The following is a 23965-nucleotide window of genomic DNA, read 5'->3' on the forward strand; positions in this document are numbered from 1 at the left end:
CCCCCCCCCCCCCCCCCCCCCCCCCCCGACCGCGAGCTACATGTCGAGCGAGATGAACGACACGTCACGCTCGCGCATGTAGCTCCGGAACTCGTCGACCACGGTCGGGAGTACTGGGAGGATCCCCCGCTCGAACGACGCCACGACGACCTCGTCGTCCACGAAGCCGGTGAATAGTATCTTGTCGTCGGCGACCTTGATGATCTGGTTGACGTTCTCGGCGTTCATCAGCGCCTCGTAGCTCTCGCTGGCGACGAGTTCGAGGAGCTCGGACTCGACCTCGCGTTGGCGACGCCGGGTCCAGTCGAGGTCCTCGCGGAGGTGGAGTACCTCGATCTGCTGGTCGGCGGCGACTTCCGAGCCCGGAGCGTCAGTCGAGTCGAGATCGCGCTCCGAGATAGAATCGCCTTCGTTGCCATTCCCGTTCTCCGGATCTGCCCGGACGAAGTACCGGAGTTTCCTCCCGGCGTGTTCGCTGGTGATCGAGCACATGTCCTCGGCGATAGTCATGTCTCAGCACGGTGGCGGTCGCTCGGAATAAATCCTGTGACGCGCGTTCGGACTACCCTTTCGACGGGGTACTCAGACCGCGGTGACCCACGCCCGGAACGTCTCGGGTTGGTCGTACACCTCGCGGAACGCCCGCTCGACGAACTGCGCGACTCGGTTGGCGTCGGCCAGCGCCGACACCCGGACGTTGACCCCCTCGGTCTCCTCGGGACGGTTGAGTTCGTCGACCTTGAACGCCGGGAACTCCGACAGCAGGCGCTTCAGATCCTCTAGCTCTTCGTCGGTGCAGTCGAGGTTGCAGACGCCGTCGCCGAACTGGATCCACGGCGGGGCTCGCTCGGTGTCGTCTTCATCGTCGCCTTCGCCTGCTTCCTCGACCTCGGCTGCATCGGCGAACTCCTCGCCAGCGGCCGCGTCCCGGTGGGCCTCGAACGTGACGAACGCGCTCGCCCGCTCGCGGTGGGCCGCGATGCCCTCCGCGAACAGCTTCTGGCGGTCCTCGGGGCTGTCGGCGTCGAATCTGGTCATACAGGTGGTACTCGACCGGGCTTGAAAAAGGATGCCGGACGCGAGTGATGGAATCGGAGAGTCGTGATTCGCTGCTGCAGGTGTTGTTCGGTTGGTCGGTATGTCTTTCCACCTCGGCGCGTGCTGGCGCGAGTTTAGCTCGCGCTTCCTGTCCGCTTTCTTCAAAGCTTTAAACGTGGGCACCGCACGTCGAATCATGAACCCGCACATTCTGATACTCGGTGCGCCGGGCGCAGGGAAGGGAACCCAGAGCGACAACATCGTCTCGGAGTTCGGCGTCGAGCACGTCACGACCGGGGACGCGCTCCGGTCGAACAAGGGCATGGACATCAGCCATCTCGGCCTCGAATACGACACGCCGGGCGAGTACATGGACAAGGGCGAACTCGTCCCGGACCCCGTGGTCAACGAGATCGTCAAGACCGCGCTGGAGGAGGCCGACGGCTACGTGCTCGATGGCTACCCGCGCAACCTCGATCAGGCCGAGTACCTCTCGGAGATCACCGACCTCGACGTGGTGCTGTACCTCGACGTCGACGAGGACGTGCTGGTCGCGCGCCTGACCGGCCGCCGCGTCTGCGAAGAGTGTGGCGCGACCTACCACGTGGAGTTCAGCCCGCCCGAGGAGGAGGGCGTCTGCGACGAGTGCGGCGGCGACCTCTACCAGCGCGAGGACGACTCCGAGGAGACCGCCCGCGAGCGCATCCGCGTCTACGAGGAGAACACCGCGCCGGTCGTGGAGTTCTACGACGACGAGGGCGACCTCGCGCGCGTCGACGGCGAGGGAACGCCCGACGAGGTGTGGGCCGACGTGCGCGAGGCCATCGAGTCGAACGCCTAACGTTCTAGTTCCTGATCGCGCTTCCGGCCAGTTCGGCCTCCCGCGTCCGTTCTGCGTCCGGCGTCCGTTCGGTACTGCTTCGCGTCTTCGAGCGTCTCGGTCTCGAGCAGTCGGTCGAGACGACGCTCGAACTCATCCTCCGTCAGGTCGCCGTCCGCGTAGCGCCGCCGCAACCGTTCGAGCGCCGCCTCGTCGTCGTCGAGTTCGGAGTCGGACCCCACGAGGCCGTCGAACGTCCCGGTCTGCGTGAAGAACCACAGCAGCGGGACGACGACCGCGAGGACGGCCAGCGGGATGGCGAGCACGAATAGCACCGCCGGCGCTTCGGCGGCGAGTATCGAAACCACGACTGTCGTGACCACGCCCGCTATCACGATCTTGGGTGTCGACTCGGACTCGCCCCCGTCGAGCGCATCGTTCATGAGAGATGGGTTAGATTCGGTGACAGATAATTCAGGGGGGTTCTGCCCGGCGCGTGGGTGGCCACTACGGTTCGATAGCGAAAGTTGATTAACCGGGAAGTCCCAACGCAGCACAATGGCACGGACCGCGGACAAGATCGAATCGCTCATCGCCGAGGACGAGGAGATGAGCGACGCGCTGGCGGTCGTCTACGACCGCACCGGCGGCGGCTCCGACGAGATCGCGTGGGGTGACGTGAACGACGAGCTTTCGAGCGGGCAGTGGGGCCGGCTCATCGAGAAGGACGTCCTCCGAAGCGACGGCGACGAGTTCCGACTCGCCGACCCCGACGCGGTCGTGGCCGCGCTCGAAGACGAGCCGAACACGACCATCTCGACCGGCGAAACCGATACCGACATCGAGTTGGACGTCGAGGACATCGACGACGACGGTTCGTCGTGGACCACGTGGGACAAGTTGGCCGGGCTGGGCTCTATCGGGCTGTTCCTCGGCTACTCCCAGACGCCCATCCGGAACGCGGTCGGCGGCTTCGTGAACCTCTTCGTCGGCCCGCTCGATCAGGTGTTACCGTTCTACGTTATCGTGCTGGTACTGGCGCTGGTGACAGGGCTGTTCACCACGCTCCTTCAGGCGAATCTGATGGACATGGAGAAGATGAGCATGTATCAGAATCGGATGAAGGAGATCCAGGAAAAGCGCAAGGAGGCCAAGGAACGCGGCGACGACGAGGCCATAGAGCGCATCCGCGAGGAGCAGATGGACGCGATGGGCGACCAGCTCGGCATGTTCAAAGAGCAGTTCCGCCCGATGGTGTGGACGATGTTCTTCACCATCCCCGTCTTCCTCTGGATCTACTGGAAGGTGTTCGGCGGCCACATCCCCGACGCCGAGTGGCAGATCGTCGCACCGTTGATCGGTGAGGCGACGTGGCGCACCGGCGTCGTCGGGCCGATGGAACTCTGGATCGTCTGGTACTTCCTCTGCTCGATGGGGTTCTCCCAGATCATCCGGAAGTCGCTGAACATCCAGACGACGCCGACGTAGATTCGGATTCGTCGGTTCTCTCGGTGGCTTTTTCTTTCAGTCCTCTGTCCGATATTGGTTCTCTCTCCGACTCTCGCTCCGTTATCCAGAAATCCCGGCGCGCGAGCAACGCGCGCGAGGGACGAGTCAGCACAGCGAAACGAGCAACGCAGGAGGCTGGGGAGGGTCGAGGCTCCGGTGCGGTCGCGGGGCGGTGCTGTGCGGTCACGCCGAGGCTCAAGCAGTAGCTAGCTTCACGGTCGATTCGTTTTTTATCGAGACTGCGAAGCTAGCTACTGCCGAGGCATATGAGAGACCGCAACCGCACAGCACTGCGACCGCACAGCACGGGCCTCAGACCTCCCCAACCTCCTGCGCTTCTCGGCCTTCGGCCTGCGATGCTCGTCCCTCGCGCGGTTTGGCGCGACACGGAGGTCGCGTCCGCACACGCCGGGTGGAAAGATGAGCCAGCGCAGCCAGTGGAGAGACAATTTCGTCCAACTTATCCGGAAGTCCCACCAGCCCACGCGGTCCGAAAATCCGGAGCAGAGAGTACCCAACCCGCCGCCGTCGCACCCGGGGAAGTTCAAAACCCCTTTCATAGCTCGCCGACGAGGGAAGATATGCTGATTACAGTCTCCGGACCACCCGGAAGCGGCAAGAGCACGACCGCTTCCAATCTCGCCGACGCGCTCGGGCTCGACCACGTCAGCGGCGGGGACATCTTCCGCGAACTCGCCGACGAACGGGGGTACACGCCGCTGGAGTTCAACAAACTCGCCGAGGAGAACGACCAGATCGACCGCGACCTCGACCGTCGCCTGCAGGACGTCGCCATCGACCGCGACGACGTGGTGCTCGAATCCCGACTGGCGGGCTGGCTGGCGGGCGATCAGGCCGACTTCCGGGTGTGGCTCGACGCGCCGCTGGACGTGCGCGCCGAGCGCGTGGCCGACCGCGAGGGCAAGCCCGTCTCGGAAGCCCGCGAGGAGAGCGCGGCCCGCCAGAGCAGCGAGGCCGACCGGTATCTCGACTACTACGGTATCGACGTGACCGACCTCACCATCTACGACCTCTCGGTCAACACCGCGCGGTGGGACGCCGACGCGGTGCTCGACATGCTCGTGACCGCCGTCGAGGACTACGACCCCGAAGTCGACGAGGGCAAGTACCCCGTCGACGTGGACTACGACTTCTGAGCCATGCTCCGCGGACCTCCCGAGGAACGGTCGCCGGCCGAACTGCTCGCCTTCGGCGTCGTGAACCTCGACAAGCCGCCGGGCCCCTCGGCCCACCAGGTCGCGGGGTGGGTGCGGGATTTCGCGAGGGAGGCCATGGCCTCCGTGGAGCGGGCCGACGGCCACGCGGAACCCGTCGAGCAGGCCGCCCACGCCGGGACGCTCGACCCGAAGGTGACGGGCTGTCTCCCGATGCTGACCGGCACCGCGACCCGGCTCTCGCAGGTGTTCCTCGAAGGCGCGAAAGAGTACGTCGCGGTGCTGGAGCTCCACGACCGCGCCCCGGCCGACGTCGAGGCCATCGCCGCGGAGTTCGAGGGACCGCTGTACCAGAAGCCGCCGCGAAAGAGCGCGGTCGCCCGCCAGTTGCGCGTCCGGGAGATCTACGACCTCGACGTGCTGGAGGTCGAAGACCGGCGCGCACTCGTCCGCATCCGCTGTGAGAGCGGGACCTACATTCGGAAGCTCTGTCACGACCTCGGCCTCGCGCTCGGCACGGGCGCGCACATGGGCGACCTCCGCCGGACCGCGACCGACCCCTTCGACGACACCGACCTCGTGACGATGGAGGACTTCGCCGATGGATTGGCCCGCTGGCGCGAAGACGACGAAGACGACTGGCTCCGAGAGGTCGTCAGTCCGGCCGAGCGCGCGCTGGACCACCTCCCCGCGGTGACCGTCGCGCCGAGCGCGGCCGAGCAGGTCGCGCAGGGCGCGCAGGTGTACGCGCCGGGCGTCATCGAGGTCGAGGACGCGGACGAGGGGCAGCTGGTGGCCTGCCTCACGCCGGACGGGGCCGCGGTCTGTCTCGGCACGATGGTCGGTGACGCCGACGCCGAGGAGGGCGTGGTGGTGGAGCTAGAGCGCGTGTTGGTTTGAGACGCAGACGCTAACCGCACCGTATCCGTGCCGACTGATTTCTGCTTGCTTCGCCACTGGCGATGAGAGCGAACTACGCGAGTAGTATTCAGACAGGCCCGTTGCGCTGATTCTGTGGTTTCGAAAGCCCTGGCCCGTTCAGTCTGCCAGGGGTGTGGATCGACCCACTGCTCGAAACAGACGATTGGCCGCGCTTCTCTGAACTGGTCAACTGCACAGCCCCGACACCTTTAAGTCGATGTACGATTGTGTTCATCACAAGACGAAGACGTACATTGGTGACACACAATGCAGGATTATATCGAACGCGTCACGGACGGTGCGGACCTCTCGCTCGACGAAGCCCGCGAGGCGGCCACCGCCGTCTTCGAGGGTGCGACCGAGACCCAGATCGGCGCGCTGCTGGCGGCTCTCCGCGCGAAGGGCGAGACCGAGACCGAGATCGCCGGGTTCGCCCAGGGAATGGCCGACGCCGCGCGCACCATCGACCCCGACCGCTCCCCGCTGGTCGACACCTGCGGGACCGGCGGCGACGACTACGACACCATCAACGTCTCGACCACGAGTGCCATCGTCGCCAGCGGCGCGGGCGTCCCGGTCGCCAAGCATGGCAACTACTCGGTCTCCTCGTCGTCCGGAAGCGCCGACGTGCTCGAAGAGGTCGGCGTCGAGGTCGAGGCCGAACCGCCCGCGGTCGAGTCGGCCATCGAGGACGACGGCATCGGGTTCATGCTCGCGCCGGTGTTCCACCCCGCGATGAAGGCGGTCATCGGCCCCCGGAAGGAGCTCGGGATGCGCACCGTGTTCAACGTGCTGGGCCCGCTCACGAACCCCGCGGGCGCAGATGCCCAGGTCGTCGGCGTGTACGACCCCGACCTCGTGCCCGTGCTCGCGCGCTCGCTCGCTCAGATGGACGTCGAGCGCGCGCTGGTGGTCCACGGCTCGGGCATGGACGAGATTGCGGTCCACGGCGAGACCACCGCCGCGGAGGTCCGGGGCGGCGACATCGAGGAGTACGCTATCGCGCCCGCCGATCTCGGGCTCGACCGCCACGACGTATCGGCCGTCGCTGGCGGGACCCCCGAGGAGAACGCCGCGGACCTGCAGGGCATCGTCGACGGTGAGGTCACCGGCGCGAAGCGCGACATCATCCTTGCGAACGCCGGGGCCGCGCTCTACGTCGCGGGCGAGGCCGACTCGCTGGAGGACGGCGCGGAGCTCGCCGCGAAGGCCATCGACGACGGCGGGGCCGCCGACCAGCTCGAACGACTCCAGCGGACCGTGACAGCATGACGCAGGCCCGTGACAGCGCGACGCGGGTGAAGGTCTGCGGGATCACCTGCCCGGCCGACCTCCGGGTGGCCGTCGAGGCGGGCGCGGACGCAATCGGCCTGCTGGTGGACGTGCCGGTCGACTCTCCCAGAGAGATCGACGCCGAGACCGCCGCGGCGCTCGCCGAGAGCGTCCCGCCGTTCGTGACGACAGTACTGGTCACGATGGCCGAGACGCCCGAGGAAGTGGTCGAACTCGCAAACGTCATCGACCCGGACGCCGTGCAGGTCCACGGCGAGCTCTCGGCCGGCGACCTCGCGTACCTGACCGCGAGCGTGGACGCCCAACTCCTCAAGACCGTGGCCGCCAGCGACCCGGAGCGCGCCCGCCAGTACGACGAGGTCGCGGACGCGCTGCTGGTCGACTCGGTCGACGACGACGGCGCTGGCGGCACCGGTCGAACCCACGACTGGGAGCGCACCGCCGCGGTCGCCGCGGACCTCGACTCGCCGGTCGTGCTCGCCGGCGGGCTGACGCCCGAGAACGTCGGCGAGGCCGTGGGGACGGTCGCACCGTTCGCGGTCGACGTGGCGAGCGGCGTCGAGCGCGAGGGCGTGGATTGCGACGGTGGTGAGTCCGATGCCGACGCCGAGTCGGCCTCGCCAAGCCGGAAGGACCCCGAAGCGGTCGCCGAGTTCGTGGAGAACGCCAGACGAGCGCGTCGGCCCCCGACGCCATGACGGGGGACGCCGACGACGTGACGACGGACACTGACTCCGCGAGGACGGCCTCCGACGAGACGACGAGCGGCCCCGCCAGCCTGACGCTGGAGCGCGAGCAGTTCGCGGACCTCGCCGGCCGCGACGACCCGGCCGTCATCCGAGTCGAGGCCGAACTCGACGCCGAGGCGACCCCGCTGTCGGCGTACGCCGCGCTGACCGGACGCTCGACCGACGCCGAGTCCTCCGAGTACGCCTTCCTGCTCGAAAGCGCGGAGAAGACCGCCTCCAGCGACCCCGACGGTGCGTTCTCTCCCGAGACGTCGGGCGACCGCCACGCCCGGTACTCGTACGTCGGCTACGACCCGGACGCGGTCGTCACCGTGGACCCCGACGAGGTTTCCGTCGCGTCGCTCGGCGGGCGGGCCGCCGAGTACGTGACTGCTGACGGAGGTGACGGCGGCCCGGCCGGCGCTCCTGCTGGCGGCGCGCTCGACGCGGTCCGGGCCGCGATGCCAGACGCCGAGCAGCGCGGCTTCCCCGGGGGCGACCGCCAGCAGTTCGACGGCGGACTGGTCGGCTTTCTGGCCTACGACGCGGTGTACGACATGTGGCTCGACGAGGTGGGTCGCGAGCGGCCCGAGTCGCGGTTCCCGGACGCGCAGTTCGTCCTGAACACGAAGACCATAGCGTTCGACCACCGCTCGGGGACCGTCTCGCTGGTGTTCACGCCGCTGGTCGGGGTCGACGACGACCCGGACGCGGTGTACGACGAGATTCGAGCCGAAGCCGAACGAGTGGCCGATCTGCTCCGGGACGCCGACTCGCCGGAGACGGGCGGGTTCGCCTGCGAGGGCGAGCGCGCTGGCCCGCGAGACGAGTACGAGGACGCGGTCCGGACCGCCAAGGAGCACGTCCTCGACGGCGACATCTATCAGGGCGTCATCTCCCGGAAGCGCGAACTGCGGGGCGAGGTCGACCCGCTGGGGTTCTACGCGGCGCTCCGGGACGTGAACCCCTCGCCGTACATGTACCTGCTCGGTTACGACGACCTGACCGTGGTCGGCGCGAGCCCCGAGACGCTGGTGTCGGTCCGGGGTCGCGAGGTGATGGCCAACCCCATCGCGGGCACCTGCCGCCGGGGATCGAGTCCAGTCGAGGACCGCCGGCTCGCGGGCGAGATGCTGGCCGACGGCAAGGAGCGCGCCGAGCACACCATGCTCGTGGACCTCGCGCGCAACGACGTGCGCCGGGTGAGCGAGGCCGGCAGCGTCTCGGTCGACGAGTTCATGAACGTGCTCAAGTACAGCCACGTTCAGCACATCGAGAGTACGGTGACGGGACGGCTCGCGCCCGACTTGGACGCGTTCGACGCCACCCGTGCCGCGTTCCCGGCCGGCACCCTCTCGGGCGCGCCGAAGATCCGCGCGATGGAGATCATCGACGACCTCGAACGCGACCCCCGCGGCCTCTACGGCGGCGGCGTGGGCTACTACTCGTGGTCGGGCGACGCCGACTTCGCCATCGTGATCCGGACCGCGACGGTCGAACGCGAGGCTGACGTGGATAACTCCGCGCGAGATCGCATTACGGTGCAGGCCGGCGCGGGCATCGTTGCCGACAGCGACCCAGCCGCCGAGTACGAGGAGACCGAGCAGAAGATGGACGGGGTACTCACGGCGCTCGACCGGATCGAGGACGAGGCAGCGTCCGATTCTGGCTCCGAGTCCGAATCCGACGACCCGGCCGACGAACCGGACGCCGCGGAGGTGGGTCGATGACGGCGAGTGCGAACGCCGAGTCAGTCTCGCGGACTGATCTGAACGTCCTGTTCGTGGACAACTTCGACTCGTTCACGTACAACCTCGTGGAGTACACCAGCGAGTACGCCGACACCGAGATCGTCCGGAACACCGCCTCGTTGGCGGACGTGCGCGCAGCCGACCCGGACGCCATCGTCGTCTCACCGGGGCCGGGCCACCCCGCGAACGACCGGGACGTGGGCGTGACCAACGACGTGTTCCGCGAGGTGAGCCCCGAGGTGCCGACGCTCGGGGTTTGCCTCGGTCTCGAAGCCGCGGTGTACGCCTACGGCGGGTCGGTCGGGCGCGCGCCCGAGCCCATCCACGGCAAGGCGTTCCCGGTGTCCCACGACGGCCGCGGAGTGTACGCGGGACTCGACCAGGGGTTCCGCGCCGGGCGCTACCACTCGCTGGTCGCGACCGAGGTGCCCGACTGCTTCGAGGTGACGGCAACGACCGAGCACGCGGTCCCCGTGGGCGACGCGAGCGAGGACTCGTCGGGCGAGGGAGGCGAGTCCGAGGAACGCGAGTCCGAGGAACTCGTGATGGGGGTGCGCCACCGCGACCATCCCATCGAGTGCGTGCAGTTCCATCCCGAAAGCGTGCTCACCGCGGTGGGCCACGACGTGATCCGGAACTTCCTCGACGGCGTGGCGTAGACGCGTTTCTCGACAGTCGATGTTTGGCTCAGCCCTCCCGGTAGTCGGACTGGCGGTCACGAGGTGCGTCGGAATTGCCGTCTGCCCGAGACGGTGTACCCGGAGTCGCCTACGCTGACTGACTCGCCAGCGACCTGCCCGCGACCGCCGGAAGCCAACCCACGTCTTCCGCGGTCACACTCGCTGGCTCGCTGCTCCGCCGCTCACCTACCGCGGCGCTCCGCGCCGCGCACCGCTCGCGCGACCGAACCAAAATTGCCGGGGCGTTCTCGGTTGTCGGCGAGGCGCTCTCGACCGACCTACATCAGGACGCCCGCGGCGTACACCGCGCCGACGACGGTGATGGCGACCCACACGAGCTTCCACGCCACGCTCAGGACGATCCGACCGACGAGGACGACGAGCGCGAGCGCGACGAGTCCCACCAGCAGTTGCCCGAGCGGCGTGGCGGGCAGTCCCAGCAGTACGACGTTCATGGCGCATCCACTCGATTCGGCCACCGTAAACCTATTGGCCGAGGGACAGGCTACCGAATCCGAAAATCGGCGTCAGGCGACGGGGTGATTCGAGACTTTCGGCGTTCCGGTGCGGTTGCCTTACCACTTTCACCGCGGTCTGGATACTCTTATTAGGGGCCAGACCCTACTAGTGACCGACAACGAACAGCCGTGGTTCCGGCGTGGGAGTTCGGGCTACGGCGAGGTCAATTCCGAGCAGAGGCATCACAATACAACTCAATTTGAAGTAGTGCAATCAACACAGCAAAGGTTATACCGGTGGCTTCAGAATGCAATCTTCGTCACGAATGATTCCCAAGACGCTACTCACGGGAGCCGAAATCGACGGACAGACGCGCGGGGTGACCGAGGTATGAGCGGTGCGGGCGAACTCACGGCCGACGAACTCACGCTGCCCATCAAGCGGACCGAGGGGGAGACGCTGGCGGACCGGCTGACCGACAACGCGTACCACAACATTCTCCCGGCCCGATACCTCCGGAAGAACGCCGACGGCGACCACATCGAGGAGCAGGAGGACCTGTTCCCCCGCGTCGCCAAGAACATCGCGCTGGCCGAAGCCGTCTACGAGGCCGACGAGCGCGACGAGGAGATCACGGTCACGCCCGACCAGCTCAAGCCCGACCATCCCCGCCGCGACGAACTCGCCGGCGAGGTGTTCGGTAAAGGGACCACCGTCGACGACGACGCCGAGACGACCCTCTCGGTGTACAACGTCAACAAGTTCTCGTACGACACCGTGGTCCCGGAACTCCCCGACGAGGTCCGCGACCACGTCGAGGACGTGCGCGGCGAGTTCGAGGAGCTGATGGAGGACCTCTCCTTTATGCCGAACTCGCCGACCCTGATGAACGCAGGCGACGAGCTCCAGCAGCTGTCTGCCTGCTTCGTCGACTCGCCGGCCGACGACATCGACGACATCCACCAGACCGCCAAGGAGGCCGCGCAGGTGTTCCAGTCGGGCGGCGGCATGGGGTACGCCTTCTGGCAACTCCGGCCGTACGGCGACGCGGTGGGGAGCACGGGCGGCATCGCCTCCGGCCCCATCACCTTCATGCGCACGTACGACCAGATGTGCGAGACCATCGCGCAGGGCGGCGCGCGCCGCGGTGCCCAGATGGGCGTCATGCGCGTCTCGCATCCGGACGTCATCCAGTTCATCCACGCCAAGAACAAGGACGTGAGCCTCGCGAACACCCTCCGGCTCAACGACCCCGACGACTACACCCACAACTCGTTCAAGGACGCGCTCGGCGAGGCCCGCGAACTCATCGACGACGAGGGACGGGTGCCCAAGCACCTCCGGAACGCCGCCGAGGGCCACCTCTCGAACTTCAACATCTCGGTCGGCGTCACCGACGACTTCATGGAGGCGGTCCAGAACGGTGAGGAGTTCACCTTCACAAACCCCCGGACCGGAGAGGCCCACGTCGCGACCGAGCACACCAAGGAACTCTACGAGATGTTCGACCTCGGCGAGCACGTCGAGGTCGGCGAGGAACTCTCGGTGCCCGCCGAACTCGTCTGGGACCGCATCGTCGACGGTGCCCACGAGAACGGCGAGCCCGGCGTCATCTACCTCGAGCGGGTCAACAAGGAGCACTCGTTCGACGTCGAGGAGCATCCCGACCACCGAATTCTGGCGACGAACCCCTGTGGCGAGCAGCCCCTCGAAGAGTACGAGGCCTGCAACCTCGGCCACATCAACCTCTCGACGCTGGCCGACACAGACGCGCCCGACTGGCGGGTCTGGTACGACGAGCACGGCGACGAGTACGACGACTTCGAGCAGGCGGTCGACGCCTTCCTCTCGGAGGCGATGGCGTGGGACGAGTTCGACCACCGCATCGCATTCGGCACACGCTTTTTGGAGAACGTCGTCACGATGTCGGACTTCCCGGTCGAGAAGATCGAACAGAAGGTCCGGGAGATGCGCAAGATCGGCCTCGGCGTCATGGGGTTGGCCCAGCTGTACATCCAGCTCGGCGTGAAGTACGGCAGCGACGAGGGCAACGAGATCGCGCGCCAGCTGATGCGGTACATCAACAACGAGAGCAAGTGGACCTCCCACGAACTCGCCGAGCAGCGCGGCACGTTCGACGAGTGGGAGAAGTCGAAGTACGCCGACCCTACCGAGTACCGCGAGTGGTTCGAGAAGCAGACCGGCCTGAGCGCCGACGACTGGGAAGACGGCTTCCCGATCCGGAACCACAACACGACCACTATCGCCCCCACGGGGACCACCTCGATGGTGGGTAACACCACGGGCGGCTGCGAACCCATCTACAACGTCGCCTACTACAAGAACGTCTCCGACGACGTGCAGGGCGACGAGATGCTCGTGGAGTTCGACGACTACTTCCTCCGCACGCTGGAGGACAACGACGTCGACGTAACGTCGGTCAAGAAGGAAGCGCAGGAACAGATGGCGAACAACGAGTTCGACGGCGTCGAGGGGCTCGACACCGTCCCGGACGCCATCGGCGAACTGTTCGTCGTCACCTCGGACCTCTCGGGCAAGGACCACGCCGCGGTCCAGTGTGCCTGCCAGGAGGGCGTCGACTCGGCCATCTCGAAGACCTGCAACTTCCCCCACTCCGCCTCGGAGGAAGACATGCGGGACGTGTTCGAGTACATATACGAGAACGGCGGCAAGGGCGTGACCGTCTACCGCGACGGCACCCGCTCGAAGCAGGTCCTGACGACTCGCGCGGACAACAAGGAGTTCGCCGACGAGAGCGAGGCCGCCGAGGCGCTCGTCTCCCAGATTCGGGAGGTCTTCGACGGCATCGAGGGCTTCCTCGACAACGAGGAGGTCCAGGCCGCTCTGGACCGCGAGGTCGAGTCCATCCTCGAAGTCGCTGACGGCGAGGACGGCCAGGGCCAGTACCCCGAGAAGCGCCCGCGGCCGGACGTACTCCACGGCATCACCCAGCGCATCGACACCGGCTACGGCAAGCTCTACGTCAACATCAACGAGGACGACCAGGGCCGGCCGTTCGAGTTGTTCGCCAACATCGGCAACTCCGGCGGCTTCACCGCGTCGTTCACCGAGTCGCTCGCCAAGACCATCTCGACCGCGCTTCGGTCGGGCGTCGATCCCGAGGAGATCGCCGACGAACTCCAGGGCATCCGGAGCCCGAAGGTCGCGTGGGACAAGGGCGAGCAGATCAACTCTATCCCGGACGCCATCGGCACCGCGCTGCGCCGCTACCTCGACGGCGAGGTGAACAAGGCTTACCCTCAGCAGAAGAACCTCACCGAGGTCGAAGGGACCGAGGCCGGGACCCAGACCGACGGTGGAGCCGTCGCGAACGAGAAGACCGACCAGCAGGCGGCCAGTCAGCAGGACGCCGACCAGCAGGAACTCATCGCGTCCGGCGAAAATCCGGAGTGTCCGAGCTGTAACAGCATGTCCCTAGAGTACTCGGAAGGATGTAAGACCTGTAACAACTGCGGTTGGTCCGAGTGCTGACTGTCGGATAACACCGACTGTTCTTTTGTTCCGCTCTCACACTTGCGGATTCGTGCGAGCGGCGCGTCGGCCGGAACTGGTAGATACGACGACGGCGTATTCGGCCCGTCATGCCGTCCATGCGAGCCACTCCGACCCGTCGCGACCGTCGGTCCACGCGACCGACCGAACGTTCGTGGTCTTCGATTCGGAGGGGCTGGGAGGGCGACCGGTGAACGACGCGTCCCGACGCGGGATCGCGTTCGTCGTCTTCGGGTCGCTCGTCCTCGTCGCGTCGTTCGGGGTGGGCTGGGCGTTCGCACCCGACGTGAACACCGCCTCGGGCGACGCGAACGGGACCGAGATACTGGTCGGCGTTCAGGGGCCGGGACCGAACGGGAACGTGACCGCCCTCGACGCCGACGGCGAGGTCCGCTGGAGCATCGGCGACATCATCAGCTACCAGAACGTCCAGAAGCTCGACAACGGCTCGGTGCTGGCGACGTTCGCCGCCGGTGGCTACGAGGACTGCGGGCCGTACGAGCCGCCGTGCAAGCGAACCGGGGTTCGGATCATCGACCCCGGCTCGAACTCGCCGCCCGCGCGCTCGGAGTCGAGTCCGGACTCAGCAACCGCCCATTCCGACCCGGACCCGGAGGTCGTCTGGCAGTGGAGCTACCCGGTCCGCACTCGCAAGGACAGCGAGGTCCACGACGCGGAGATGCTACCGTCGGGGAACGTGCTCGTGGCCGACATGGAATGGGAGAGCATCTTCGTCCTCGACCCGAAGACGGGCGACCGCGAGTGGACGTGGAACGCCAGCGAGTTCTACGACCCGCCCGCGGACCCGACCCGGGTCGACTGGCTCCACCTCAACGACGCCGACTCCCTCGGCGACGACCGCTTTCTCGTCTCCATCCGCAACGAGAACCAGTTGCTGGTGGTCGAGCGCGGCGAGGGCGTGGTCGAGGTGGTCAACGAGGACGGCGACGAGGACGTGCTGAACCAGCAACACAACCCCCACTGGCTCGGCGACGGCGCGGTGCTCGTGGCCGACTCCGAGAACCACCGCGTGGTCGAACTCCACCGGAACGACAGTACCGGCGAGTGGGAACCCGTGTGGTCGGTAGCGACGGTGGGCGATATCCGACTCGACTGGCCGCGGGACGCCGACCGACTGCCGAACGGCCACACGCTGATCACCGACAGCCGGAACAACCGCGTGGCCGAGGTCGACGAGAACGGAACCACGGTCGCGAGCTACGCGGTGCCGTCGCTCCCCTACGAGGCCGACCGTCTGCCCCACGGCGAGAGCGCGGCAGTGTCACCCCACGGCGTCTCGGGCGAAGCCGACGCCGGGGTTCCCGACCGCCGAGTGCCGGTCCTCTCGACCCTGCTGGCGGGAGCGCGACACGTCGTCGCGCTCCCGTACTGGGTGTCGGAGATCCACCTGCTGGCAGTGGGCGTGGCTGCTGCGCTGTGGATTCGCGGGGGCTATCTGCTGGTCTATGCGGGGCGGCGAGGGAAGGGTTGATACCGCTCGCGGTGGGACTGGCTTCCATGAGCGAGGTGGGCGACCGGAGCGGCGGACGCGCTGAAGGGTCCGATGGCCGCAGCGAGGAGTCCGGCGGACGCGCCGACGAGTCCGAGGTCGAGCAGGGCGGTCGCCCGTGTCCTATCTGCGAGGAGCCGATGTACTCCCGGCACTGCAAGTACGTCTGCCCGCAACACGGCGTGGTGTACGACTGTTCGGACACGTTCTACTGAGCGCTGTCGGTGGTGCTCCCGACCGTTCGAGGGTAACTCCGCGGGTTCGGGCTGCATTTGTTTCGCAGAGTGAGCTGCTCTCGCGTCTCAGACGCCGAGAAACCGGAGAAAGAGGCCCAGAAGTAGCAGAATCGTGCCGATTATCGTGCCGACCAGTGGCGGAAGCACCGGAATGGGGATCACGATCAGGAGGAGGCCGACCGCGACGAGGATCGTCGAGGAGCGCATACGCCCCGTTCGCCAGCCGCACGGAAATAGGATAGGGCGAGTCGGAGAAGTGGCGGAATCCCTGACACCGACTACTTCATCGTCACCCACGTCAGGAACGCGACCGCGACGAACTGTAGCCCGCGGAGCACCAGCACGGCCTGCTGGACGGTCGGGTCGCCCGAGTACAGCATCTTCATGCTGAAGAAGAAGTAGATGGCCGCCACGTTCTCGACGAGCAGCACGGCTCCGAACGCGACGAGTCCGAGCAGCAGTTGCGTGCGGAACTTGCGGTAGTTGCGTACCCACACGGCCGTCAGCAGGCCGAGCAGGAGGATGTTCACGACCGCGATTCCGCTGGCGAACTGTATCGTGCTCATGCTATCGTGCCCCTCTCGTTCGTTCGTCCCTGGCGTTCAGTCTACTCGATGTCATTCGATGTGCTCCATAATCTCCTCGTACGCCTCGCGGTGCTGCTCGAACTGGTCGGTCAGGAAGTACAGCTTGCCGTACTCGTTGTCGCCGGGCTCGACCACGCCGTGGTCGTCCAGCATGTCGAGGTGATGGCGGACCGTCTTGTATCGCACGTCGAGCGCCTCGGCGAGCTGGTTGGCGTTTCGCGGGCGCTCGGACAGCTCACGGATGATGCGCGCGCGGTTCTCTCCGCCGCGCGTGGCCGTGAGTAGATACCAGAGCGCCTTGTCCATCGGCTGGATTCGCTGTTGACAGCGTCGCGACTTATAACTACGGCTCGACACGCCTCGACACCCAGCCGGTCGGCCCGCTCGGGAAGGCGTTGCGCTCCTCCTCGGGCTGGAGTTCGCCCTCACCGTCGGTCGCGCGGACGACCACCTCGTGGGACGAGTCTGCCTCGTAGGTGTACTCCCATTGCCGCCACACGTCGGTCCCGGGAAGCGGCTCCGAAAGCGTCGTCTCGGTCCACGAGTCGCCGCCGTCGGTCGAAACTTCGACTCGCTCGATTCCTCGGGTGCCCGCGTAGGCGTGCCCGCCGACCTGTATCTCGCCGCCGTCGAGGTGGTTTACGGTGTGGAGCTTCGCGACCGTCTCGACCGGCCCGGTGCCGTGCCAGCCGCGCTGCTCCCAGTAGCCGTCGGCCTCCTCCTCCAGAATCTCGATCTCGGTGAGCCACTTGACGTTGATCTCGCCCCAGTGACCGGGGATGAGCGCCCGAACGGGGTGACCGTGACCCCGTGGGAGCGGTTCGCCGTTCATCTCGAATGCGAGGAAGCCGTCCCGGAGGGCCGACAGCGGGAACTCCTCGAAGAAGTCGTCCTCGGCCCGGAACATGACACAGCAGTTCTCGTCTGCGTTCAGGTTCGCCTCGTCGAGCAGGTCCATCACGGGCACGCCGGTCCAGAGCGCGGTGTCCATCTTCTTCCCGTTGAGCCCCTCGCCCACGCACCGCAAGGTGACGAACCGCCGCTCTATCGAGTCGGTCATCCCGGTGAGGTCGTCGTAGTCGAACTCGATCGGCCGGTCGACCGCGCCGGTCAAGCTGAGCGTCCAGTCCTCGCGCGCGACGTTCGGGTCGACGTTGTTGATGTCGACCTGATAGAACTGTTCGCTCACGAGCGGTTCGATGCCCTCGACGCCGAGGCTCTTGCCGTCGGCTTCGTCGAGCAGCGTGCGGACCTCCTCGTCGACCTCGCCGTCGGTCTCGGGGGCGGCGTTGCTGTCGTCGTTCCGCCGGGAGCCCAACACCGCGCCAGCGCCGGCGATCCCGACTGCTCCCGCGAGCGCCTGCAGGACGCGCCGCCGCGTGTTGCGCCCACGGCCATCCCCGGCTGGCGCGCCGGAGCCACCGGCGGAACCGCCGGTGGCTCCGGCGCGCCAGTTCGCGACGGCGACGGCGAGGCCTGCGGCCGCACCCGCCGCCAGCGTCGAGAGGAGTGCGCCCGTGAGCGCGAGTCCCACCGCCACCGAGAGGAGGGCGACCACCGGCGAGGGGTTCACGTCGAACCGGTCGGCGAGCGCGGCGCCGGCCGCGCTCGCCACCGCGAACAGCCCCGCGGTGAGCGCGAGCGCCAGCAGGAATCCGAGCTGCGCGCCGAGGTCGCCGAGGGTCTGGATAGACCACGTGACCACGGCGTCGGGGGTCGCGGCGACCACGACGTCGCTGATCGGCGCGGCGACGAACGCCGGCGTCAGTCCTGCGGCCGCGTACGATCCCGCGAGCGCAGCGACGCCCGCCGCGACCGCGACCGTGATGGCTTCGAGTGGATTGCGCACAGTATCACTCCCGTGCCACGTACAGCGCGGCGAGGAGCGCGACGAGCGCCGCGGCCACGCCGAATCCGGGCACGAACGCGCTCGACTCCTCGTCGGTCGTTTGGTCGCTCATTTCGTTCATCGCGGTGGTGTCGTCCATCCCGTCGTCGCTCATCGCGTCGGTCGTTTCGTCCATCGAGTCACCGTCCATCCCGTCGTCACCCATCGCGTCGGTGGTGTCGTCCATCGAGTCGCCGTCCAGTTCGTCGGTGGTCTCGGTCATTCCGTCATCGCCCATCGAGTCGTCGCTCATCTCGCCGTCCGCGCAGGTGGTTGTCTCGGCCATGCTCTCGCCGTCCATCCCCGTGGTCTCGTTCGTCGAATCACTCATCGAATCGTCCCCCATCGAGTCGTTACCCATACGTTCGGTCGTCTCACCCATCACTCCCTCGGTCGTCTCGTTCATCCCGTCGCCCATCGTCGTCTCGCACTCGGTCGTCGTCTCCTGCGCGGGAGCAGGCGCGACGAGGACGGCGAGCGCGACCAGCACCATCGTAATCGGAGTTGCGAGCCGCATACCTCCACGGGCGATAGCCGCCCTAAAAGGAGTTTTTCGAACTCTCGCCCACTTCGTTCCGGGTCGGTGGCGAGTCTCTTCCAACTCTATTCCAATTTCGAACGGGGGAAGTTCCAGCACACCGACGAACAGCATCGAAGAACCGTCACGCGGACGCATCGGCGACCAGCCACGCGACCCAGCCGACCAGCATCGCTCCGACGACCGCGAAGACGAACAGCAGGAACGGCGTCACGTCGGTCACGGCCCAGAGCAGCGTCGCCAGAAGCCCGACGATCAGGCACAGCAGTACGACGATGACGTTCAGGTACCGCTTCAGTTCGGCGTCCATCGGTTCCGAACGCACACCCGCGACGGATAAAAACAGGTCATCGGCGAGTGGTCACCGCGCGGTACGCCGGCCCCGCGAGCAGCGCGACCGCGATTGCGCCCGCAGCGACCAGCAGCTCCCAGCCCACCGCCGACAGTCCCGCGGTCGAGAGCCGGTCGAGCGAACTCCCGGCGAGCACTGCCGCGACGGTCCACGGGATTTCGCCGACCGCGGTGCCGACGACGAACGCTCGGGGCCGGACCCCCGACAGCCCCGCCGCGGCAGAGACGGGGTCGGAGGGCGCGGGCGCGAGCCGCGAGGCGACCATCCCGCGGAGGTCGCCCGTCGCCGCGAAGAAGCGCTCGCCCGTGTCGCCGAGGCGCGCGACCAGCCCCGACCCCTCGCCGACGTAGCGCGCCGCCAGATACGGGAGGCACGCGCTCGCGGTCGTGCCTGCCAGCGCGACGGGGACGCCTGCGACGGGGCCGAAGCCGTAGCCCGCCAGCACTGCGACCAGCGAGGTCGGCCACGCGAACAGCGGGCGGACGAGGTAGACGCCGACCAGCAGCGCGCCGAACAGCACGGGTCGTCCCGCGAGCTCGCGCGCCGGCCGGACGAGTAGGTCCGGGCCGGCGAGCAGGCTGGCGGCCGCGACGACGCCGACGAGGGCCAGCCCGACTGCTTGCCTGCGCGCGAACCCGGTCATCGGAGGTGGGTTTTCGGCCCCTGGGTAACTTCTTTTGGGTTCGGTGCGTGAGGATAGTGTTCAGAAAATCAGGTAGAGTTGATACGACGTTCTCGAAAGCCCTCGGCGCGCCGCGGTCGCTCAGCGACATCTCCTCCGCTCGCTGACGCTCGCTTCGGATAGGGGTCGCTGAGACGACCAAGCGGTGCGCGAGCGCGCCTCGCCCTTTCAGTCCGCCAGGGATGTCGGCTGATTCACCGAGTGAAACCGAGAACTAGTCGCTCCTATCCGAACACCGCCCGGTGAGATGCGTTCGCAGCATCGAATGCGAACCGGAATTTGGGCGGACATGTCGCGAGGCTTACCCGGCGGATTTAAGCCGGGGGCCTAATCATACCTGAGCATGAGCGTTCCCGGTATCGTCCAGTCCCGGCTCGACGGCGAACAGGTCGCGGCGCAGGTCCCCCTCGGGAGCGAGGACGGCCTCTTCGTGACTCCGACCCGAACCCTCATCTACCGCGCGGACGGACTCCTCAGCGACGAGTCCGTCGAGGAGTACCCCCACGACGCCGAGCGCATCTCCATCTCGGAGGGACGGCGCAAGTCCGCTATCGAACTCGACTACGGCATCGAGGGTGACGAGAAGTTCAAGGTGCCGAGCAACCGCCTGTACGAGGCGCTCCACCCCGTGCTCGCGGGCGTGCTCAACGCCGCGGGCGTGACCACCGCCGAGGAGACCGTCAAGCAGACCTACCAGTTCAGCGAGCTCACGCTGGTCATCACCAGCGAGCGCGTGGTCAAGCACGTCGGCGCGGCGGTCTGGGACCAGGACTACGAGGAGTACCACTTCGGCGACGTGACCAGCCTCGGCGTCGAGGAGGGCAGCGTCTCCTCCCAGATCATCGTCGAGAGCGGCGGTCGCCCCCAGCGCATCAAGACGCCGAGCGACCAGACCCGAGAGGTTCGCGAACGCATCGAGCGCGCGCTGGTGGCGTACCACGGCGCGGACTCCTACGAGGCGTTCGCCCGGGAGCACGCCGACGCCGAATCGACTGACGACGCGGACTCGGCCGACAGCGACGGGTCGACCGGCGACGCCGGAAGCGGCGAGGAGACCGCCGACCCGCTGGCCGGTGGCGTCGACCCCATCGACGCGAACCCGCCGGAACTCGACGACGACGGCGCTATCGTCGAGGACGACGCGAGCGTGACGACCGGCGAGCAGGCGGGCGCGGGGTCGGCCCCGGACGCGAGCGCAGACGCGAATGCGGGTACGGATACGACCGCGAATGCGGATGCGAACGCGGGTACGGATACGACCGCAAATGCGGATGCGAACGCGGACGCAGGCGTGAACGCGAGCGCGGACCAGAACGCTGGCGCGGAGGACGCTGCCATCGTCGACGCCGACGGTGCAGACGCGGCTCGCACCGGTAGTGCGAACACGGGCGGAACGAACGATGGCTCGCGTGCGGGCGACGAGCCCCGAGCGAGCGATGGATCGGAGTCGGGGAACGGCTTCGCGGACTCCGGCTTCGAGTCCGCGAGTTCGGAACTGGAGAGCGACGACACCGAGGCCCAGCTGGAGGCGCTGACGACGGCGGTCGAGCGCCAGAACGAACTGCTGGCCGAACAGCAGCGCACCCTGGAACAGCTCGTGGACGAGCTCAGCCGCGGTCGGTGAGGAGTCCGCCGATGGTGTTCGTGGGACGTGTCGTCGTCAATCTCGCCCGGTGACCTTCCGGACGCACTCGGGGCCGAACGGACCGTGTTCGGCCGCGTCGAGCTTGATGAAGTGGCCCTTCGAGATGCTCGCGCCGCACCGCCGACAGGAGAAGTCGCCCTCCTTCGTGACGACCTCGCTCTGGAAGCTGACGTAGCCGCCGCCGGTCGGCCGGACGATCCCCTGCTCGCGCTCGATGACGCCGCGCTTTTCGGCTTCGTCGAGGATGGTTCGCGTGGTCGCGGGATGGGTGGTGATCGTCTCGATGCGGTCGACCGCCTCCGCGACGCTGAGTTCGGGCTGTTCGAGCTTCGAGAGGAGTTCGACGCCCACCGCGACGGGGTCGGCGTCGTCGCCCGCAGGGTCGACATCTGTCGCGTCGACACCTGCCGGGTCGGCGTCCGCTGAGTCGGCGTCCTCTGCCATCACGTCGAAGTCGCCCGCGCGGCGGATTAAAACTTGCCCGACGGCGGAACTGGAGGTTCCGGGAGTCTCGCGGCGACGGCAGGCCGGAGCGATCACTCGGCGATGCTCCTTGCCCCGCTCGTGTTCGCCCGAAAACCACCATGCGTCGCGGTGGCGCGCCGCCGGTAGATGAGAACTTTAAAGACCGCCACCCACCTACGATGAACCGCGCCCGGGTGGCTTAGCTGGACATAGCGCCGCACTCATAGGGTTCTGAGATTCGGCGACAACTCAGGCCTTGGAAGCCTCCTCATGTCCGCGAGGCCCGCCGAGCCTCGAACCTGGGACATGCGGAGATCGAGGGTTCGGAGCCCTCCCCGGGCATTCTACCGAAGCTTGTTATGCCCAGTCACGTCTCGTCACACTCGGTCAGTCGCTCGCAAAACGGGACGCTCGTCGGGCGAAACTGCTCTCTCGCTATCCGACACAGTACGGAAAGAACGACGAGCGCTCGGCTCAGTTCCCGCGCTTCGCGGCGACCGAAACGAACTCGGTCTCTCCGCAGTCCGGACACGCGTCTCTGACCGGCGAGACGCCGTCGTCGGTGTCCCGTCCGACTCGCGTTCTCCCGCAGTCGGTACACTCCAGTGCGTGAACGACCATCTCAGATCGACGCGGGCGTCGCTTCGTCGCCGGTCGTCCGCCGGTCGTCGGGCGAGTGGAGAAGGCTGGCGACTGCTTTCAGCCGATTCGTCGCGGTCACCGTCTCCTCGTCGTAGGTGACGAGTCCGGCGTCGGCGAGTCGCGGGAGGTGGTTGTGGTGCAGGGCGATGCGCATCCTGTGACGGGCCTCCTCGGTACCCTCACTGGCTCCGAAGCCGGTGGCGTCACCTGCTTCGGCCGCCAGCGTCGCCGTCAGTCGGTCTCGTTCGATGGAACTCGATTCGCGGAGAATGGCGAGGAGGTTCCGCCGGACCGGATTTCCCAACAGGTCGAAGGTAGTCTCGGTGGTCATGGTAAAGGTGGTGTTCGTTGCGGGGCGCTCCCGCGTCTACTTCAGTCCACTCACACCGGCCACGTAAACGCCCCCGTCACTCCCGGTGGTTTCGGTCGCTTGCGACCGTTTCAGTCGTTGCAACTCGAAGGGAAACCAAGTCACGTGTCTGGTTCGCCGAGGTCGTCGGCGTCCACGTCGCCGTCGAGGTACGCTCTCCCGAGCGAACTGATGGTGTAGATGTCGCTTCCGAGGTGGTCGACGAGCCCGTGGGCAGCCAGCGTCCGGCAACGCTGCGCGACCTGCTCTCGCGGGATGGGTAGTTGGCCCGCGATGGCGTTGAGCGTGTCCTTGCGCCCGGCCCGAAGCAGGGCGAGCAGGTGGTCGTCCTCCGGACGCATCCAGTCCGCTCGCTCGCGCATGGTCGGACGTAGTCGGCGCTCGTACTCGTGATTTTCCCCCGCGAGATTGGTCTCCAACGATGGCTGAGGTCGGCCGAACGAGATCGCCGCGAACGCTCGGACTGCCCCAGTTCGAGCGCTTTCGTCTCCCGTCCGAGTCCGACAGCACGGAGTTGGCTCCCGTTGTTCGAACGAAGGCAACGCCTGATTACCGCTCGTCGTGAACCGGTACGGCGGCATTTATACGTGTAATTTACCCGGTAGAAAAACGCCCAGATGGCGCTTTAAATTTTATAATAGGATTAGAAGCCGTCGTGAAACGTTTCGGTTCGCGTCGGTTCACGATGAACTGTGATGAACTCGCGCTAACGCTCGGCCCGTTATATGACCCTTCCTGTCATAGCATGCATCGAGGTCGAGACGACCCATGCCCGAATCCACCCTCCAAAACGAAAACAAGTCCGCCATCGGTTCCCCCGCCGACGCCGGTGAGACCACCGGCGGGCGAGCCAAACTCGCCTCGCTGTACGAACGGTACCGCGACCACACGCTCACGACGCCGGTCGAAGTCGTCGGCTTCTGGGTGGCAATCGCGCTGCCGTTCCTGTACGTCCCCCTGCTGTTCACCGGCATCTCCTCGAACGCGGAACTGCTCACCTTCGTCGGTCTGCTCGCGCTGAACGTCGCGGCCCTGCTGGCCGGTCACGACCACAAGCGCGAGTAGGTCCCCTCGCGTTCCTCCTTCGCTTCGGCCCGCCCTCCGCCCTTCTCGCTCTCGGTCCTCCCTATTTCTTCGCCCTC

28 protein-coding genes and 1 tRNA gene are annotated in these 23965 nt (G+C 67.0%); 14 read left to right on the forward strand and 15 right to left on the reverse strand.

Going from position 1 to position 23965, the window contains the following annotated elements:
* Window positions 1–36: 36 nt before the first annotated feature.
* Both DPQ64_RS11895 and DPQ64_RS11900 read right to left on the reverse strand, forming a co-directional pair.
* Window positions 37–510 (reverse strand): hypothetical protein, encoded by a 474-nt coding sequence (locus tag DPQ64_RS11895; RefSeq protein WP_115864544.1) that lies wholly within the window; start codon window positions 508–510, stop codon window positions 37–39.
* 72 nt (window positions 511–582) lie between these two features.
* Window positions 583–1038: a hypothetical protein gene (locus tag DPQ64_RS11900; protein ID WP_115864545.1), complete on the reverse strand. Its 456-nt coding sequence runs from the start codon at window positions 1036–1038 to the stop codon at window positions 583–585.
* A gap of 196 nt (window positions 1039–1234) precedes the next feature.
* On the opposite strand from DPQ64_RS11900, the gene DPQ64_RS11905 reads away from it, so the two are divergent.
* Window positions 1235–1879 (forward strand): adenylate kinase, encoded by a 645-nt coding sequence (locus tag DPQ64_RS11905; protein ID WP_115864546.1) that lies wholly within the window; start codon window positions 1235–1237, stop codon window positions 1877–1879.
* Here the strand turns inward: DPQ64_RS11905 and DPQ64_RS11910 are convergent.
* Complete coding sequence (locus tag DPQ64_RS11910) at window positions 1876–2301, reverse strand: SHOCT domain-containing protein (protein ID WP_115864547.1); 426 nt, start codon at window positions 2299–2301, stop codon at window positions 1876–1878. The genes DPQ64_RS11905 and DPQ64_RS11910 overlap by 4 nt on opposite strands.
* 115 nt (window positions 2302–2416) lie before the next feature.
* Here DPQ64_RS11910 and DPQ64_RS11915 point away from each other — a divergent pair, with 115 nt between their 5' ends.
* From DPQ64_RS11915 to DPQ64_RS11945, 7 genes are all read left to right on the forward strand, one after another.
* Window positions 2417–3346, forward strand: a complete 930-nt coding sequence (locus tag DPQ64_RS11915) for a DUF106 domain-containing protein (RefSeq protein WP_115864548.1) — start codon at window positions 2417–2419, stop codon at window positions 3344–3346.
* Window positions 3347–3948: 602 nt separating this feature from the next.
* Window positions 3949–4524: a (d)CMP kinase gene (gene cmk, locus DPQ64_RS11920; RefSeq protein ID WP_115864549.1), complete on the forward strand. Its 576-nt coding sequence runs from the start codon at window positions 3949–3951 to the stop codon at window positions 4522–4524.
* Between the two features lie 3 nt (window positions 4525–4527).
* The gene (locus DPQ64_RS11925) at window positions 4528–5442 is read left to right on the forward strand and encodes an RNA-guided pseudouridylation complex pseudouridine synthase subunit Cbf5 (protein ID WP_115864550.1); all 915 of its coding nucleotides are present in this window, start codon (window positions 4528–4530) and stop codon (window positions 5440–5442) included.
* Between the two features lie 288 nt (window positions 5443–5730).
* Window positions 5731–6735 (forward strand): anthranilate phosphoribosyltransferase, encoded by a 1005-nt coding sequence (gene trpD / locus DPQ64_RS11930; protein ID WP_115864551.1) that lies wholly within the window; start codon window positions 5731–5733, stop codon window positions 6733–6735.
* Window positions 6732–7454 (forward strand): phosphoribosylanthranilate isomerase, encoded by a 723-nt coding sequence (locus DPQ64_RS11935; RefSeq protein ID WP_115864552.1) that lies wholly within the window; start codon window positions 6732–6734, stop codon window positions 7452–7454. Before trpD ends, DPQ64_RS11935 begins: the two co-directional genes overlap by 4 nt.
* A complete protein-coding gene (trpE, locus tag DPQ64_RS11940) occupies window positions 7451–9214 on the forward strand; it encodes an anthranilate synthase component I (protein ID WP_115864553.1) in 1764 nt (587 codons plus the stop codon). Before DPQ64_RS11935 ends, trpE begins: the two co-directional genes overlap by 4 nt.
* Complete coding sequence (locus DPQ64_RS11945) at window positions 9211–9894, forward strand: aminodeoxychorismate/anthranilate synthase component II (protein ID WP_115864554.1); 684 nt, start codon at window positions 9211–9213, stop codon at window positions 9892–9894. The genes trpE and DPQ64_RS11945 overlap by 4 nt, the downstream gene beginning before the upstream one ends.
* 299 nt (window positions 9895–10193) lie before the next feature.
* Here DPQ64_RS11945 and DPQ64_RS19270 read toward each other — a convergent pair whose 3' ends face one another.
* Complete coding sequence (locus tag DPQ64_RS19270; RefSeq protein ID WP_198662116.1) at window positions 10194–10370, reverse strand: hypothetical protein; 177 nt, start codon at window positions 10368–10370, stop codon at window positions 10194–10196.
* A gap of 394 nt (window positions 10371–10764) precedes the next feature.
* On the opposite strand from DPQ64_RS19270, the gene DPQ64_RS11950 reads away from it, so the two are divergent.
* The 3 genes from DPQ64_RS11950 to DPQ64_RS19850 all read left to right on the forward strand — a co-directional run bounded on the left by DPQ64_RS11950 (window position 10765) and on the right by DPQ64_RS19850 (window position 15633).
* Window positions 10765–13887 (forward strand): adenosylcobalamin-dependent ribonucleoside-diphosphate reductase, encoded by a 3123-nt coding sequence (locus DPQ64_RS11950; protein WP_115864555.1) that lies wholly within the window; start codon window positions 10765–10767, stop codon window positions 13885–13887.
* Between the two features lie 211 nt (window positions 13888–14098).
* Window positions 14099–15400, forward strand: coding sequence for a hypothetical protein (locus DPQ64_RS11955; protein ID WP_115864616.1), 1302 nt, complete (start codon window positions 14099–14101; stop codon window positions 15398–15400).
* A 143-nt stretch (window positions 15401–15543) separates the two neighbouring features.
* Window positions 15544–15633, forward strand: coding sequence for an HVO_2523 family zinc finger protein (locus DPQ64_RS19850; protein ID WP_303645983.1), 90 nt, complete (start codon window positions 15544–15546; stop codon window positions 15631–15633).
* Window positions 15634–15720: 87 nt separating this feature from the next.
* Here the strand turns inward: DPQ64_RS19850 and DPQ64_RS19275 are convergent, their stop codons facing one another.
* The 7 genes from DPQ64_RS19275 to DPQ64_RS11990 form a co-directional block, all read right to left on the reverse strand.
* A complete protein-coding gene (locus DPQ64_RS19275; RefSeq protein ID WP_198662117.1) occupies window positions 15721–15861 on the reverse strand; it encodes a hypothetical protein in 141 nt (46 codons plus the stop codon).
* A 71-nt stretch (window positions 15862–15932) separates the two neighbouring features.
* A complete protein-coding gene (locus DPQ64_RS11965) occupies window positions 15933–16220 on the reverse strand; it encodes a hypothetical protein (RefSeq protein WP_115864557.1) in 288 nt (95 codons plus the stop codon).
* A gap of 51 nt (window positions 16221–16271) precedes the next feature.
* The gene (locus tag DPQ64_RS11970; protein WP_115864558.1) at window positions 16272–16547 is read right to left on the reverse strand and encodes an ArsR/SmtB family transcription factor; all 276 of its coding nucleotides are present in this window, start codon (window positions 16545–16547) and stop codon (window positions 16272–16274) included.
* A gap of 37 nt (window positions 16548–16584) precedes the next feature.
* The gene (locus DPQ64_RS11975) at window positions 16585–18090 is read right to left on the reverse strand and encodes a molybdopterin-dependent oxidoreductase (protein ID WP_115864559.1); all 1506 of its coding nucleotides are present in this window, start codon (window positions 18088–18090) and stop codon (window positions 16585–16587) included.
* Window positions 18091–18094: 4 nt separating this feature from the next.
* Window positions 18095–18646: a PGF-CTERM sorting domain-containing protein gene (locus DPQ64_RS11980; protein ID WP_157971682.1), complete on the reverse strand. Its 552-nt coding sequence runs from the start codon at window positions 18644–18646 to the stop codon at window positions 18095–18097.
* 145 nt (window positions 18647–18791) lie between these two features.
* Window positions 18792–18977: a hypothetical protein gene (locus DPQ64_RS11985; protein ID WP_115864561.1), complete on the reverse strand. Its 186-nt coding sequence runs from the start codon at window positions 18975–18977 to the stop codon at window positions 18792–18794.
* A gap of 37 nt (window positions 18978–19014) precedes the next feature.
* Window positions 19015–19662 carry a TVP38/TMEM64 family protein gene (locus DPQ64_RS11990; protein ID WP_115864562.1) on the reverse strand — a complete coding sequence of 216 codons (648 nt, stop codon included), beginning with the start codon at window positions 19660–19662 and terminating at the stop codon, window positions 19015–19017.
* Window positions 19663–20044: 382 nt separating this feature from the next.
* Here DPQ64_RS11990 and DPQ64_RS11995 point away from each other — a divergent pair, with 382 nt between their 5' ends.
* Complete coding sequence (locus DPQ64_RS11995) at window positions 20045–21325, forward strand: DUF7115 domain-containing protein (RefSeq protein ID WP_115864563.1); 1281 nt, start codon at window positions 20045–20047, stop codon at window positions 21323–21325.
* 36 nt (window positions 21326–21361) lie between these two features.
* Here DPQ64_RS11995 and DPQ64_RS12000 read toward each other — a convergent pair whose 3' ends face one another.
* Complete coding sequence (locus DPQ64_RS12000; RefSeq protein WP_232820568.1) at window positions 21362–21790, reverse strand: DUF5830 family protein; 429 nt, start codon at window positions 21788–21790, stop codon at window positions 21362–21364.
* Between the two features lie 209 nt (window positions 21791–21999).
* Between DPQ64_RS12000 and DPQ64_RS12005 the strand changes: the two genes are divergently transcribed.
* Window positions 22000–22153, forward strand: a tRNA-Met gene (locus DPQ64_RS12005).
* 132 nt (window positions 22154–22285) lie between these two features.
* On the opposite strand, the gene DPQ64_RS18820 is transcribed toward DPQ64_RS12005, so the two are convergent.
* From DPQ64_RS18820 to DPQ64_RS12015, 3 genes are all read right to left on the reverse strand, one after another.
* Window positions 22286–22432 carry a hypothetical protein gene (locus DPQ64_RS18820; protein WP_157971683.1) on the reverse strand — a complete coding sequence of 49 codons (147 nt, stop codon included), beginning with the start codon at window positions 22430–22432 and terminating at the stop codon, window positions 22286–22288.
* Between the two features lies 1 nt (window position 22433).
* Window positions 22434–22784, reverse strand: a complete 351-nt coding sequence (locus DPQ64_RS12010; protein WP_115864564.1) for a DUF7344 domain-containing protein — start codon at window positions 22782–22784, stop codon at window positions 22434–22436.
* Window positions 22785–22924: 140 nt separating this feature from the next.
* Window positions 22925–23185 (reverse strand): hypothetical protein, encoded by a 261-nt coding sequence (locus DPQ64_RS12015; protein ID WP_157971684.1) that lies wholly within the window; start codon window positions 23183–23185, stop codon window positions 22925–22927.
* A 406-nt stretch (window positions 23186–23591) separates the two neighbouring features.
* Between DPQ64_RS12015 and DPQ64_RS12020 the strand changes: the two genes are divergently transcribed.
* Complete coding sequence (locus DPQ64_RS12020) at window positions 23592–23888, forward strand: hypothetical protein (protein WP_115864566.1); 297 nt, start codon at window positions 23592–23594, stop codon at window positions 23886–23888.
* Window positions 23889–23965: the final 77 nt, after the last annotated feature.

It is taken from the genome of Halorussus litoreus (assembly GCF_003382685.1).
Taxonomy (GTDB): domain Archaea; phylum Halobacteriota; class Halobacteria; order Halobacteriales; family Haladaptataceae; genus Halorussus; species Halorussus litoreus.

What these genes read in the sequence shown, in the direction of transcription:
- DPQ64_RS11895 (WP_115864544.1), bottom strand. Translation starts at nt 510, where the DNA reads ATGACTATCGCCGAGGACATGTGCTCGATCACCAGCGAACACGCCGGG.
- DPQ64_RS11900 (WP_115864545.1), bottom strand. Translation starts at nt 1,038, where the DNA reads ATGACCAGATTCGACGCCGACAGCCCCGAGGACCGCCAGAAGCTGTTC.
- DPQ64_RS11905 (WP_115864546.1), top strand. Translation starts at nt 1,235, where the DNA reads ATGAACCCGCACATTCTGATACTCGGTGCGCCGGGCGCAGGGAAGGGA.
- DPQ64_RS11910 (WP_115864547.1), bottom strand. Translation starts at nt 2,301, where the DNA reads ATGAACGATGCGCTCGACGGGGGCGAGTCCGAGTCGACACCCAAGATC.
- DPQ64_RS11915 (WP_115864548.1), top strand. Translation starts at nt 2,417, where the DNA reads ATGGCACGGACCGCGGACAAGATCGAATCGCTCATCGCCGAGGACGAG.
- cmk (WP_115864549.1), top strand. Translation starts at nt 3,949, where the DNA reads ATGCTGATTACAGTCTCCGGACCACCCGGAAGCGGCAAGAGCACGACC.
- DPQ64_RS11925 (WP_115864550.1), top strand. Translation starts at nt 4,528, where the DNA reads ATGCTCCGCGGACCTCCCGAGGAACGGTCGCCGGCCGAACTGCTCGCC.
- trpD (WP_115864551.1), top strand. Translation starts at nt 5,731, where the DNA reads ATGCAGGATTATATCGAACGCGTCACGGACGGTGCGGACCTCTCGCTC.
- DPQ64_RS11935 (WP_115864552.1), top strand. Translation starts at nt 6,732, where the DNA reads ATGACGCAGGCCCGTGACAGCGCGACGCGGGTGAAGGTCTGCGGGATC.
- trpE (WP_115864553.1), top strand. Translation starts at nt 7,451, where the DNA reads ATGACGGGGGACGCCGACGACGTGACGACGGACACTGACTCCGCGAGG.
- DPQ64_RS11945 (WP_115864554.1), top strand. Translation starts at nt 9,211, where the DNA reads ATGACGGCGAGTGCGAACGCCGAGTCAGTCTCGCGGACTGATCTGAAC.
- DPQ64_RS19270 (WP_198662116.1), bottom strand. Translation starts at nt 10,370, where the DNA reads ATGAACGTCGTACTGCTGGGACTGCCCGCCACGCCGCTCGGGCAACTG.
- DPQ64_RS11950 (WP_115864555.1), top strand. Translation starts at nt 10,765, where the DNA reads ATGAGCGGTGCGGGCGAACTCACGGCCGACGAACTCACGCTGCCCATC.
- DPQ64_RS19275 (WP_198662117.1), bottom strand. Translation starts at nt 15,861, where the DNA reads ATGCGCTCCTCGACGATCCTCGTCGCGGTCGGCCTCCTCCTGATCGTG.
- DPQ64_RS11965 (WP_115864557.1), bottom strand. Translation starts at nt 16,220, where the DNA reads ATGAGCACGATACAGTTCGCCAGCGGAATCGCGGTCGTGAACATCCTC.
- DPQ64_RS11970 (WP_115864558.1), bottom strand. Translation starts at nt 16,547, where the DNA reads ATGGACAAGGCGCTCTGGTATCTACTCACGGCCACGCGCGGCGGAGAG.
- DPQ64_RS11980 (WP_157971682.1), bottom strand. Translation starts at nt 18,646, where the DNA reads ATGCGGCTCGCAACTCCGATTACGATGGTGCTGGTCGCGCTCGCCGTC.
- DPQ64_RS11985 (WP_115864561.1), bottom strand. Translation starts at nt 18,977, where the DNA reads ATGGACGCCGAACTGAAGCGGTACCTGAACGTCATCGTCGTACTGCTG.
- DPQ64_RS11990 (WP_115864562.1), bottom strand. Translation starts at nt 19,662, where the DNA reads ATGACCGGGTTCGCGCGCAGGCAAGCAGTCGGGCTGGCCCTCGTCGGC.
- DPQ64_RS11995 (WP_115864563.1), top strand. Translation starts at nt 20,045, where the DNA reads ATGAGCGTTCCCGGTATCGTCCAGTCCCGGCTCGACGGCGAACAGGTC.
- DPQ64_RS12000 (WP_232820568.1), bottom strand. Translation starts at nt 21,790, where the DNA reads ATGGCAGAGGACGCCGACTCAGCGGACGCCGACCCGGCAGGTGTCGAC.
- DPQ64_RS18820 (WP_157971683.1), bottom strand. Translation starts at nt 22,432, where the DNA reads ATGGTCGTTCACGCACTGGAGTGTACCGACTGCGGGAGAACGCGAGTC.
- DPQ64_RS12010 (WP_115864564.1), bottom strand. Translation starts at nt 22,784, where the DNA reads ATGACCACCGAGACTACCTTCGACCTGTTGGGAAATCCGGTCCGGCGG.
- DPQ64_RS12015 (WP_157971684.1), bottom strand. Translation starts at nt 23,185, where the DNA reads ATGCGCGAGCGAGCGGACTGGATGCGTCCGGAGGACGACCACCTGCTC.
- DPQ64_RS12020 (WP_115864566.1), top strand. Translation starts at nt 23,592, where the DNA reads ATGCCCGAATCCACCCTCCAAAACGAAAACAAGTCCGCCATCGGTTCC.